Genomic DNA, 12,646 nt, shown 5'->3' on the forward strand with positions numbered 1-12,646 from the left:
GATGGAAGATATAACAGTTGAAGATTTGAAACAAAGAATCGATAATAAAGAAGAGTTTGTTTTTATCGATGTGCGAGAAGAATGGGAGTATGAAGAAGATAACTTAGGAGCGTTAAACATACCTTTAGGAACCCTTCCTCATCAACTAGACGAAATAGAGCAATATAAAAACCAAGAAATCGTCATTCATTGCAGATCAGGTGCTAGAAGTGGAAATGCAAAGAAGTTTCTTGAAACCAAAGGTTACAACAAAGTCAGAAATGTATTGGGAGGAATCAATGCATACAGGGAGTTGGAAGATTAATATTGAAAAATTAAGTGACTTTATGCTATTTTGTCATCAACGGAATTGATATAGATTGATATTGGATATTGGGATATTAACTTATACAAGCCTGAATTTAAAATTCAAAGCTTTTGCTGGCAAAGTAACAAATACTTTAAAAAAATAGGGAATGGCAATTGATATAAACGTCAATTTTCCATTCCCTATTTGTCTTATTGGAAGATAAATGGCTGTGGAGTAAAGCACAATATGAATATCACAATGGCGATTAAACCAATGATTTTTCTCTTCTGATCCAACTCTTTATTTCCTGAAACCTCAGGATGGGAAAGTCCCATTACCCTTCCCAACAAAAAGGCAAAAAACAACCAACCGGAATAACCCTGAATTTCAGGAAATATAAAAGCAATAAGATATTGAAAAGCTGCCATCATCAAGATGATCATCCATTTTGTTTGTTCGGGTAACTGAGCTTTGCGGAAACAGACATATAAGAATCCTAAGTACAGAAGCAATGTCCAAAATATCGTGCTCAATTCAACAAAGGGAGTCAAAATCCCAAGTCCAGCATAAAAAACAAACGCAATGTAAGCCCCTAAAGAGATCAACTTATGACTACGAGGAAAAAGGCCAAAAACAACATGTCCTCCATCTAATTGACCAATGGGAAGTAGATTTAGTGCTGTGAAAAACAGTGCCAAATAACCGGCAAACAAATACGGGAAATGAATAATCTCTGACATGTTTGGCATTTTATCAGGATCAGCCAAGGTTTTTTCCATTATGTAGAAAAGTAAATTGTAACCCATTTCGAGATTCAAGTAACCTTCCTCAGCTGAATGTCCTTCAAAATCTGGGTCTAAATATTCAGGATGTATTTCATATATATAATCTGCTTCAGGCAAATTGGTAAATCCATAAACAAGTACAAATAAAGCAATTACAAAACCTGCAATAGGTCCTGCAACACCAATATCAAAGAATTTTTTTCTAGAATTTATAAAACTTTTCATTCGGATAATTGCACCAAATGTACCCAATGATGGAGATCCCAAGAAACCAAACCAAGCAGGTATAAAATATGGTAAAGATGACTTTACTTTATAGTGAATGGAAGTCAATAAATGACCCAATTCATGTACTAACAAAATCCCTATAAATGGTATGGAGAAATGGAGCGATTTGATAAAGTATTCCCAATCTAGAAATCGTTCATCCTTTCCTAAAATACTTTTCCCAAATAGCCACTCCCCTCCTGCAAAGGTAGTCGCTATGATTGTCAATATAAATAGAATCGAATGGGTGAAATATTCCTTTTTAGAGTACATTTTCAAAAAAACTGATTAACCCTTTTGGGTGGTTGATAAGATATGTCTGATAACCAACTGTACGAGCTCCTAATAAGTTCTCCTCAAGGTCATCAAAAAACAAAATTTTTGAAGGGTCAGTATTGAGCTTGTTGGCTACAACCTCATAAATCTCCTCGCTTGGTTTGGCCAATTGGAGATCATGACTAAAATACACCTCATCAAACAATGGATGCAAAGAAGGTAAATCATGATGTTCAGCCAAAATTTCATTGACTTTTTCTATGTGTATTTCATTGGTATTGCTCAATACCGCCAAACCATAATCCGATCTTAGACTTTTGATCAAGTCTATCCTTTCTTTGGGGATATCCTTTAATAAACTATTCCAGATTTGATCTATTTTAGAATCTGACCAATCCTCCTGAAAATGTGATCTAACCTCATCTCGGAAATTTTCGGATGAAATCAAGCCTTTTTCATACTGCTTATGAAAATTACTTGGAAAAAATAATTGGACCAGATGATTTTTATTTTCAGGTAGTAATTTATTTAACTCATTGAATGTAAACTGATAATCAATGTTTATGATCACATTTCCCAAATCAAAGAGCAAAAAATCTATATTTTTAAAGTTTTTCATAAAGATTAGAGTTGTAAATTTAAGATCAAATATGTAACATTGCAGTCCCAATTGCAAGGTACTTATCTAGAAAAATAAACTGAATAAGTTTATTTGATTTGGGAATCTAAAGAATGCTCCCGATTGCTATCGGGACAAGAGATTACACATTAAAAAACAAATAGGGCCTATAGCTCAGTTGGTTAGAGCTTCTGACTCATAATCAGGAGGTCCCTGGTTCGAGCCCAGGTGGGCCCACCACACTGTCCAAAGTCGAAAATTTCGACTTTGGACTTATTTTTTTAGACTCTAACATATTGTTAATCAGGTAGAAACAGCGAAGTGCTTCATTGACAAAAGTGGTTCGATGTTGCTTCCCGTCAAAACACCAATTTTTGGGGTAGATCGAACCAACTATACGCCTTTTCAACTCCGAATCAGCTGTAACATACAGATTATCAAGGCTTGAAGCCAATTCCAGAATACTATCCAAAAACCTAATGGGTTGCTGGTCCAGCGGAGGTGCAATCTTGTCCAACTCAATTTCCAGACTGGTTATTTCAGCATCAAAATCCCGTTTCATTTCCTTGTAATCTTCCGGGGTTATGGCCTCGTTTAAAAGCAATTTTCTAGCCTTGGCCATTTTTTCGTTTTCCTGATCAATAAGATCGGCAATTTGTGTTCTGCCTTTATTTCTCAGTTTTCGTTCCTTTTCAAACAGCTGGGAGAATATAGTCTTGATCACACCAATAAATTCGGACTTGGGTTTAAAGCGCGCGAGTTGTTTCACAAAGGCATTGTTTACGTCATCTGCTTTGAACCGTACACCACATTTGGAAGTACAATGGTAGTAATGGTAATATTGCTTTCTTCCTTTAGATGCACTGGCGGTTAAAGCCCGTGTACATTTTKGACAGTCAAGAAAACCCCGGAGAGGGATTTGCTCACTGGTAACTACTTGCGTTCTTCTTTTGCGCTTTTTACCATCAAGTACCAGCTGCGCTTCTTTAAACAAAGCTTCAGAAATGATTGGTTGATGTTGACCTTTCACAAACATACCAGGTTCATCTTTATAGGGAGGCACAAAGATTTTCCCATAGTAGAATGGATTCCTGATAAGCCACCAGAAGTTGTTTTTCTTGAGCTTAGCGCCATTCTTTCTGGCTTGAAGTACAATTTGCTCGCTTGAATAATTGCCTTCGGCTATGGTGGTGTAAATCCATTTGAGATGTGCGGCTTCTTCTTTATGGACAACTATTGTGGGCCTACCTTCAGGAGTAGAACGGTTACGATATCCATATGGAGCTTTCCAAAGCCATCTCCCCTCCTTTCGAGCTCGGCGCATACCGTGAAAAACATTAAGGGCTCGGCGGTCATTCTCCACCTCCGGTGCAGCCAAATAAAAGGCCAGCATCATTTTATTTTCCGGGACGGATAAATCCAGTGGTTGCTCTATTCCTTGAGGTTCCACCCCAAGCTTTCTTAAAATGCTAATCATTTGATAAGCATCACCAGCGTTGCGGCTAAACCTATCCCACTTTGTAAAAAGTACTAAGTTGGTGCGAATCTTGCGTTTTCTTATTTCATCCAACATTTCTGTCCATGCTGGACGTCTAAAAGTTTTGGCAGAGTAATCTTCTTTGACAACTTTTCGTACTTCGATATCATTGTGTAAACAGTACTTCCTAAGTGACTCTTCCTGATGCTGGAGGGAGTATCCTTTGTCTGCCTGTTCGTCCGTGCTTACCCTGATGTACAGTACCGCTGTTTTCATATTTTTCCTGATTGAATGCTACTTCAGCTAAAATACTAATAAAATCCAAAATGAACTCTGCCTGATTTTGATTAACTTCTAGCCCATGCTGCTTGCAGATTTTTATTATCTCATCTGGATGAATATCATATTTGTTGCTTATCATGCCCACTTTGTTTTTTAAAAGAAAGAGGACTCAATTTGAGGTATATGACCAGATAAAAATCACACTATAATTTGGAAGTGGGTTATAATCTCAAGTTTTGAAGTACCAAATCCACAGGTATAAACAGAAATGACTATGCTTCCTCTTTTGCCGATTTAGTAGCGGGAAACGGCAACAAGTCGAACTTTTTTGATGATATAGAAGCTGTTGCTGAAGCGAAGTTTTTGATGGGATGAAAATGACTTACGCTTCATGATAAATACCCACTTGACCCTGTTCCAAATTTTCTGTTAAAATAATTTGCTTCTAATTATTAATACTCTTATACCAATAGAAAAATGCTTCCGGATTGGTCTTTTTTAACTTATTCAATTTATTGTATGTTTGGTCATCAATCAACCAATCTTTGATTTCCAACGGATTTTTAAACCGTTCGATTTCCTGATTTTCTTTATTCAGTAATGTTGTCAGATAGGCAACTTTAGATGATGCTGTTATGGCCTCTTCGATTGAAAAACGGTCAATAATAAAATTTGTAAAGTTCTTAATCCCCAATTGTAGGTGCTTGAATTCATCTGATCTTGTATCTCTTTCCGCCAATGTATAGCAAGCCTGCCAGGTGTCTCTCAATACCTCGTCAGCATCCATATTTAACTTTCGATAGCCGATTTCTTCCTGCACCACTCTCGAATAACTTTCTTTTACTACGTTGAGGTCAGTTATTTGGTCAAACAAAAATCCTATGTCATACAATTGTTTAATGATTTCGACAGGACGGTTTTTTGAATATAATATACCTGTGGTTTTGGGTGCAAAAGCCGTTAACTTATCTCCCAAAATAGCCTCAAACGTTGGCAATACAACTATCGTATTTTTCCCCGACGTGGCTAACCAATTATGATTTATTGGATATTCTTTTGTTTCAGGGTATGGATTGGACGTGTATAATAAATCCAATAGTATCGGCTCTTCGTGACTATCTACAACACTTTTATAAAACATCTTAAAATGTCCGATGGGTGCATCAGGCGTATGCTTTCGGTCGTTATCACCTTCCCAACGGATAAACATTTCTAATTGGCTTATCTTTTCTAAAACCTCCTTGATTTTATCCTCAGGTTCTTCTGTAATGATGTCAATATCTATCGAAAACCGCTTAGGTATTTCCGTTGCTAAAAGTAGAGCCGTTCCGCCTTTAAACACAAAATTCAGATTATTCAATTGCAGTTGCTCCAAAAGTGTTAAAGCATATATTACTTTTTCAATAAGCTTTGGGTCAATTCGCTTTCCCAACTTATTTCTTAAGTTGGTAATCCATTCTATTGTGTATGATTTTGTATCTATCATGTTTTATATTATTGGCACAAATGAAATTATTTTGCCAAACTTATATTTATCAGTATTTCAATTTCTTCTTCTCTGTTTCTTCGGACGGCATATCTACGCATCTTTAATTGGTTTAAAGTGTATTTCTGCATTACACTTCTCATAATAAACTCCCTTTCATTTTGCTGTGCCGAAAAAAGTGTTGTATCAATCAACATATCCACCAATAACTTTTCCAATGCAGGGATATTAATTTTATCTTTTTCCATCAAAGGAGACTCCGAAACCATATTTTTCACAATAAGAACTTCATCTTGATTATGAATGTAACGGTCAAATATTTCCTCACTCGGATTAAAGAAAACGTTTTTATTGCTTTCTGTTAGAAAGGTAAATACAGATTCAGACGCATCTTTTTCTACTTCAATAACGACATAATGTTTAAATGGCTGATGACGCATAAAATCATTTAACCACAACGTATCCCAGATACAAAAAGCGATATAAGGGAATTCACGTTTTACCTTATTAAATAATCTCTTTAAATTATTTGAAATATTGGGTTGAAAAGGAATGCTACGATCCATCTCATATATCCCTCTGGAAGGAGCATTTATTACCCCTTCTTTTTTTAGTTTGGACAGATACATATTGATCGTGTTATCAGACCAGGATGGAAAATCCTTTTTTATTGCCCCCACCAGCTTCTGCTTGGAAAGTCTTTCACTTTCCATAAAATAGCGACCGATATGTTTTCCTAACGTTTCTGCCAAAATTGTTTTTATTTGATAAACATAACACAAATTTATATAAGTTCGGCATAAAAGGCATATTTTGTCAAAGTTATATTTCAGCTGATTTTTGTTTTCCAATATTTTAAGCCTATTTTTTATTGTAAATTAACGTCTAAAATAAGATGTTATGAAAAAGGGCAAAACACCAGAACAGAACCTTGAATAAAATGGACGAAAGAAAAATGGCACATAACATTTAGCCCACTAGAGAAAAGCCCTCGAGAAAAAATCTATCAGGGCTATTTATAGATAATGTGTATGTTTTTTTAATGGTATCTATGAATACATAGCATTTGTCTAGTGGCTGCTGTGCGCGCCTTTGGCGTATTGACTGACAACCGGAGGGTGAAGTGTTTGCTAGGTGGAATAGTAGGTTGATTGGTGGATTTTAGGAAGTGGCTATTTTGTTTTTTGATTGAATTTTGGAAGTTTTGTTTTGTTTTAGGGATGTAATCTTCCAACTAAAATTTGGAGATTTGATATCCTAGTATATCTTGGATCCAACCCTTGATTTCTTAGATCCTGTAAGTGGATCAAAGAGGGGCAGGGGGACTGGGTTTGAGATGTTTTGGTTTCCAGCCTAACATTGGAAATTGACTCAACCTTAGGTAAATTAGAACCGAAGCTATTTATAAACTTGAAGAGTTCCATCAATTACGGGAAAAGTTGTTGGAAGGTAAGGATGAAATCCCCTTAATTGACCCGATTATTTTTCAGTGTTAAAAGGCGACGTAAAACTCCAAAGATTTATAAAAATGTCCTATAGATTTAAAACATGGTTACAGAAAAGTACACACAGAATTATCTTGATGAATTTGTCTATAGACTTAACAGAAGTTATTTTGGTGAAAAATTGTTTGACGGACTGATTTTTGTATCTTTTCAAATATAGGAGTAAGATTGTGGAAAGTCAAAAAAATTAATAATCAATAAACTTGCACCCACGCCTTTTATTTACTTAGTTTCAGGAGTAAATTTTAACCAAAACAATAATATCATGAAAAAATTAATGGCTTTTTCCTTGTTTGGACTAAGCAGCATAGTGGTCAACCTCAGGAAGTAACTTTCATAACCTCTTATGATGGGTTATGTTGCGCTAATCTAGATTATCCATGCGACCATCCAATTTGATTAACCTTTTCTGATTTAATATGGATAAGCGGATCAAGTTTGCACAATAGATGAAGAGGGTGAAGGTTAAATTTTATGGACACTCTCTGCTATTGAGAATGTCTTTTGTAACTATTTCTTTATGATAATGACAAAATATTCGCTTGGAATACTTATATTAATACTCCTTGTTTCTTGCCAAGAAAATTATATAACTTCTGAAAGTGCTCTCATTTTTACTTGGGAGGATATGCCAAGTGAGCAACATCTCCAAGGTAATAAATTGAACTTGGAAAGATTAGGGGATGCCAGAAGGATTTTTTTCAAAGAAGGCAAGCTTGTAGTTGCTGAGAAAAGTAATACCTATCAGCTACACATCTTCGCTGAACCTGATTTCAATAAGGTTAGTGCAAAGGGATATAATGGCTATGGCCCAGGAGAATTGACGAATGTATGGAAAATGGAAGATCGTGGAGAGCCCGGTAAATTTTGGGCTTACGACTTAGAGCAAAAATCCTACTATAGATTTGACTTGAATGATACTAATATCTTAGCAGATAAAGAATATAGCAGACTTGAGCCCTTCTTTTTCGTGTCAGAAATGGCTTGGGCTTCGGATAGCAGTATTTGGGCCAGGATGGTAGACAAGGATGACCAGTATTTCGAACTGGCTCTTAGTGGAGATACAATCGCTAAATGGGGAAAGTGGCAGGACTACGCAGATAGACCAGATACGCCTTCTAGTGTACTTGCAAGCCTTCATAGTGGAAAAATGCATGTAAACCTGGATAAACGAATAGGTGTAATTGCTGGAGTAAGTCGGGATTATATCGAGATCGTAAATTTAAATACCTTGGAAAAGATCCAGTTATTCGGCCCAGAAAATGCATATCCCGAATATGAGGTAAGCTATTCCACGGGATACCCTATGCCTATTCGTAGTTCTAATAACAAAACTTATTATTTTGATAATTTTCCAGGCGAGGAATATATTTATTTATCGTATTTCGGAGAACAGGGAAATAAGAGATCTGATATAAATCCAAAGCTTATTCTTTTAAATTATCATGGAGAAATAAAAAAAGTATTCCAATTGGATAAGCCTATAGTTAGTATGGCGATAGACGAGGAAAATAACCGAGTATTTGGATTGTCTTATGAAAAAGAACCTGGCGTCTATTTATATAATCTTCCACCTTCATTAGAAAAGTAGTTTTTTAGTCCAAAAGCTCCTTCGTAATTTGAAAAACAACTATCCTAGTTCATTGTTGTAGAGTTTTAGCACAAACAAATGTTTAGTATTATGTGACGCATTCTTGATTATAGGTTAACTGAAAAAAGACCCTATGACCTTTCCATAGGGCTTTACTTTTTTCACTATATGTTTTTTATTCTTTCGTTTAATTGCTTTGCCCATTTATCAGCCAACTGCAATTGTCCAATTAGCTGTGAATTTAATTCTTTATAGTAGAATTCAAATCTTATTTCGTTCATCCGATTATTTGTCGGTGTAAAGCAGAGTTCAATACGATCAATAATAACTAAGTTTCCGTCTTTTGTTTTTATTGTCCGTGCCTTCTTTGCAGTATAGCATGTTTGAATTTCTGACAGGTCAGCGTGTTGAGAAATAAAATTTTCTCTCCTTTTCTTCAAGAAAAACACGAAATTTTTACTTTCATCGAGGCCTATAATTATATCACTACAAAACTCGTATTGGCTTATTTTACAGTTATGTTCCTGTGCAATGCCATTCAATGATTGAAACAAAAGTTTTTCCTTTTTCTTTCTGTTTCGATAATCATAAACAAAAGGCAAAGCAAATAAGGCTAATCCAACAACACCTACTAAGGTGGTTCCTAAATCTATTTCCATCTTTTTCAATATTTTTTTTTAATTCAAAAATTATTAACTGGGCAATGTAAAGTAACAAAGCCATTCTAAAATCAAGACAGTCAAATTGTCTGGCAAGACAATGACAACTAAAAACAAATTACCAAAAATAATGAAATGGAAAAATGATATCAAATTCTCTATGGTTTATAAGAAAATTTCTCGAAAACCTGAAGTATTGGGCAAACCTAATTTCAATTAGCCTATTAATTGATTCGGTTATTACAAAAAAAACTGGATGTGAATTTTTGAAATTTAGTGGAGGAAAATTATTGACGTTTTTGGCATTATAGTCTGCCTGCGCAGTGTGACAAAAAATCTGCGAAGCAACTCTTGATATAAACTTGTCTTTTTCAATTTTTAGTCCATATTGAATTCCAGAATCTAAATAGAAGTTTGTAGAAATACCTATTGCGAAGCTGTAAATAGCTACTAAGTTAATTGCGATAAGAATTTTGGCAGTATTTTTCACGTTGCAAAGGTAGCTTGGTGTAACCTAAAATTTCATATTTGGTTAGACGGTTTTAGAAAAAAATGTTTTGAGATAAACCACAGAACTCATTGAAACAAGCAATAGGCCAATTATATTGGTAATGGTTGTAAAAACCCCGATAAATAAAATCAACATACCTGTGATTAACATTTTTTCGGAATACCTTATTAATTGCATTCCCGAAAGTTTTTCAAAATTTATAGAATATTTGAACAATTCTTTGTCAATATGGATTTGAGCAACAACAATCCAAATAATCGCTATTTTTACTATAAGTAGTCCGACTAAATTAATCAAGGGGTGGTGAAAAATATCAAGTGGGACAAACAAAAAATAGAACTCAGGTATAACAGAATAAATTATTATCATCACTCCAAAAACAGAGAATATCAACCAAAAATGACCGCTTCCTTTCTTTAATCGGTTATATTCAGCTATCTTTTTTGTGGTGGGCAAGGTCTCTGTTAACTTTGATGTTTTTCTAAACCTGTTCCAAAAAACGATGAGACATGTAACGACAAGCATGAAAGCTGGCAAATATATTTGTAATGTTGGGTCAGTCATAATTTTTTCTTTATTTATGGTAAAACAATCAATGGCGTCTGTCCTTCATATACTAACTCGTTAATCAAAAACTTCCTGAATAGTTGGTCTGTGAAAAGGCGGGAACCCTTCTGAATAACTAGCATTTCATCAATCTTAATATTAATTACTTTTTTTATGTCTTCTAATGGATTGCTGCCTTCATAAATAGCAAATGATGTGTTGTATCTATTTGAAAACATTTCTTTTAACTCTTTTAGGTGTTTTTCAATCCCTATAATTTTTTCGTTAGGTTTTGCCAAATAGAAAAAGATAATTGTGGTGTCTTTATTGTCAATGAAATTTAAGAACTTGTTCAATTCCGAAATATTAAAAGGGTATTTTTCTGTTACTGCCACATAAATTTTTTCGTGCGAGAAAGCATCAATTTCTTTGGGTATTGCAACAATATTATTTTTAATGTTATCAATAACCTGAAGTGCAACGCTTCCAAGAAATATCTTTTTGAGAAAGCCCGTCCCTTTAATTCCTGTAAAAATTAAATTGTCATAAGGTTCTTCTAAAAATTTTTGTAGGGTAAGCTGTAAATTGGTTTCTGAAACTTTGAATGAAACTTTAACAATTGGCGGAATGAGTTCCTTTGCCAATGCCTTTAATTTTTGTAATGCTTCATCATTCGTATGTTCCGCAATTTGTTCTAGGCTTTCATTGTCTGTTAGTGCAGGGGCTAAAACAATGGACTGATGAATCAAGAACAATTCGGCATTTACCTTTTTACTCCAATCACAAGCATACTTTATTAAGTTGCCCGAATACTCCGAAAAGTCAATCAGTATGATAAACCGTTTTTTCATTCTTTAAGATTTTATTGCGTTATTCTGTTTGTAAAGACAATCATTTACTTTATTGAAATCTTCCTGATGGTCTGCAAGAACCATTAAAACATCTTTTGCTTCTAACTCCGTTGAACCACCTGGACGAATATACTCTCCCTTTCTTTTTATCATCACTATGAATGCAGATTTTGGGAAATTCAAATCAACAATTCTTTTGTTAACTGAATAAAAGTCAGGCAAAATTTCAAACTCCTGCAATGACGATTTTGGAAGGTCCGATATGAGTTTGTCTATTTCGGTAACTGGTTTGACCTTATCGGGTAAAGCTACATGGAGCCATTTAGCTACTACTGATAATGTAGTTCCTTGTATTATGATGGATGTTACCGAAATGAAAAATACTACATTAAATATCATGTTTGCTTTTTCTATCCCAGCCAAAAGTGGATAGGTGGCAAAAACAATTGGAACCGCACCACGCAAACCAACCCAAGAAATATATAACCTTCTTCTCAGTTTCATTTTAAAAAACATCAAACTCAGAAAAACGCTTATAGGTCGGGCAACAATTATCAAAAATAATGATACCAGCATTCCGATTCCGATATATGGGATTATTTGAAAGGGAAAAACGAGTAATCCCAAAGTAAGAAACAGAACAATTTGCATAAGCCAAGCCAATCCATCAAACATTTTCAAAATGGTTTTCTTGTGAATTAGGTCTTGATTACCAAGATAAACCGAACATATGTAAATTGAAAGAAACCCGTTGCCACCTACAAAATCTGTGGCTGAAAAAGTAATAAACATAAGAGCAATTACCAAAACAGGGTAAAGTCCTTCAAAGTCGAGTTTGATTTTATTGATAATGAATTTGCTTAGTTTTCCAAAAGCAAAACCTGCAATTCCACCTAAAATCATTTGTTGAAAAAACAGAGGAATGATTGAAACAATGTCTTGGTCTTGATTGATTACCAACGTTAAAAATGCAATTGTCAAAACATACGCCATTGGGTCGTTACTGCCGCTTTCCAATTCTAAAGTCGGGCGTAGATTGGTCTTTAAAGCAAGACTTTTTGAGCGTAAAATTGAAAATACTGCTGCTGCATCCGTTGATGAAACAATGGATCCCAAAAGCATACTTTCATAAATTGTAAATTCTGTAACGAACCAAACAAATGTCCCAAGTGAAAGAGCAGTCAGTAAAACACCTAAAGTAGATAAAACCAGTCCCTCTCTTAGAATTGGCTTTACTGAAGTCCAATTGGTATCAAGGCCACCGGAAAACAAAATAAAGTTAAGCGCAACAATACCAATGAATTGAGCAATTTTTGGATTATCAAAATTGATGCCGCCAATGCCGTCAGAACCAGCCAACATTCCGATTACCAAAAAGAGCAATAACGTCGGAACGCCAAATTTATATGAAGTCTTTCCTGCAATAATACTTACAAGAAGTAATAGTGAACCAATTAATAATATATTTTCAATTGCTAAATTCATTCTTTTCTCCTAATATC

General features: G+C 34.8%; 12 protein-coding genes, 1 tRNA gene and 1 pseudogene. 4 read left to right on the forward strand and 10 right to left on the reverse strand.

Annotated elements, in window-relative coordinates; all coding sequences use genetic code 11:
- Position 1: 1 nt before the first annotated feature.
- Positions 2-304 carry a rhodanese-like domain-containing protein gene (locus MM213_RS12435; protein ID WP_241412702.1) on the forward strand — a complete coding sequence of 101 codons (303 nt, stop codon included), beginning with the start codon at positions 2-4 and terminating at the stop codon, positions 302-304.
- A gap of 194 nt (positions 305-498) precedes the next feature.
- Here the strand turns inward: MM213_RS12435 and MM213_RS12440 are convergent, their stop codons facing one another.
- Both MM213_RS12440 and MM213_RS12445 read right to left on the reverse strand, forming a co-directional pair.
- On the reverse strand, positions 499-1,614 hold the full coding sequence (locus MM213_RS12440) for a site-2 protease family protein (protein WP_241412703.1): 1,116 nt from the start codon (positions 1,612-1,614) through the stop codon (positions 499-501).
- Positions 1,604-2,236 (reverse strand): HAD family hydrolase, encoded by a 633-nt coding sequence (locus tag MM213_RS12445; RefSeq protein ID WP_241412704.1) that lies wholly within the window; start codon positions 2,234-2,236, stop codon positions 1,604-1,606. The genes MM213_RS12440 and MM213_RS12445 overlap by 11 nt, the downstream gene beginning before the upstream one ends.
- Before the next feature lie 163 nt (positions 2,237-2,399).
- Here MM213_RS12445 and MM213_RS12450 point away from each other — a divergent pair.
- Positions 2,400-2,476 (forward strand) — tRNA-Ile (locus MM213_RS12450).
- Here the strand turns inward: MM213_RS12450 and MM213_RS12455 are convergent.
- The 4 genes from MM213_RS12455 to MM213_RS12470 all read right to left on the reverse strand — a co-directional run bounded on the left by MM213_RS12455 (position 2,439) and on the right by MM213_RS12470 (position 6,233).
- Entirely contained in the window at positions 2,439-3,989 is a 1,551-nt protein-coding gene (locus MM213_RS12455) for a recombinase family protein (RefSeq protein ID WP_241412705.1), read from the reverse strand. The two genes, MM213_RS12450 and MM213_RS12455, sit on opposite strands and share 38 nt — an antisense overlap.
- The gene (locus MM213_RS12460; RefSeq protein ID WP_241412707.1) at positions 3,901-4,134 is read right to left on the reverse strand and encodes a hypothetical protein; all 234 of its coding nucleotides are present in this window, start codon (positions 4,132-4,134) and stop codon (positions 3,901-3,903) included. The genes MM213_RS12455 and MM213_RS12460 overlap by 89 nt, the downstream gene beginning before the upstream one ends.
- Positions 4,135-4,440: 306 nt before the next feature.
- Positions 4,441-5,481 (reverse strand): nucleotidyl transferase AbiEii/AbiGii toxin family protein, encoded by a 1,041-nt coding sequence (locus MM213_RS12465; RefSeq protein ID WP_241412708.1) that lies wholly within the window; start codon positions 5,479-5,481, stop codon positions 4,441-4,443.
- Positions 5,482-5,507: 26 nt separating this feature from the next.
- Entirely contained in the window at positions 5,508-6,233 is a 726-nt protein-coding gene (locus tag MM213_RS12470) for a DUF6577 family protein (RefSeq protein ID WP_241412709.1), read from the reverse strand.
- 799 nt (positions 6,234-7,032) lie between these two features.
- Between MM213_RS12470 and MM213_RS12475 the strand changes: the two are divergent.
- A pseudogene (locus MM213_RS12475) lies at positions 7,033-7,146 on the forward strand (IS1595 family transposase); the annotation flags it as partial.
- A 468-nt stretch (positions 7,147-7,614) separates the two neighbouring features.
- Positions 7,615-8,577, forward strand: coding sequence for a BF3164 family lipoprotein (locus MM213_RS12480; RefSeq protein ID WP_241412710.1), 963 nt, complete (start codon positions 7,615-7,617; stop codon positions 8,575-8,577).
- A 164-nt stretch (positions 8,578-8,741) separates the two neighbouring features.
- Here MM213_RS12480 and MM213_RS12485 read toward each other — a convergent pair whose 3' ends face one another.
- The 4 genes from MM213_RS12485 to MM213_RS12500 form a co-directional block, all read right to left on the reverse strand.
- Positions 8,742-9,236: a hypothetical protein gene (locus tag MM213_RS12485; protein WP_241412711.1), complete on the reverse strand. Its 495-nt coding sequence runs from the start codon at positions 9,234-9,236 to the stop codon at positions 8,742-8,744.
- Positions 9,237-9,768: 532 nt separating this feature from the next.
- The gene (locus tag MM213_RS12490) at positions 9,769-10,311 is read right to left on the reverse strand and encodes a hypothetical protein (protein WP_241412712.1); all 543 of its coding nucleotides are present in this window, start codon (positions 10,309-10,311) and stop codon (positions 9,769-9,771) included.
- Positions 10,312-10,325: 14 nt separating this feature from the next.
- A complete protein-coding gene (locus tag MM213_RS12495) occupies positions 10,326-11,144 on the reverse strand; it encodes a universal stress protein (protein ID WP_241412713.1) in 819 nt (272 codons plus the stop codon).
- Between the two features lie 3 nt (positions 11,145-11,147).
- Entirely contained in the window at positions 11,148-12,629 is a 1,482-nt protein-coding gene (locus MM213_RS12500) for a potassium/proton antiporter (RefSeq protein WP_241412714.1), read from the reverse strand.
- Positions 12,630-12,646: the final 17 nt, after the last annotated feature.

This window comes from Belliella alkalica (assembly GCF_022549785.1).
GTDB lineage: Bacteria > Bacteroidota > Bacteroidia > Cytophagales > Cyclobacteriaceae > Belliella > Belliella alkalica.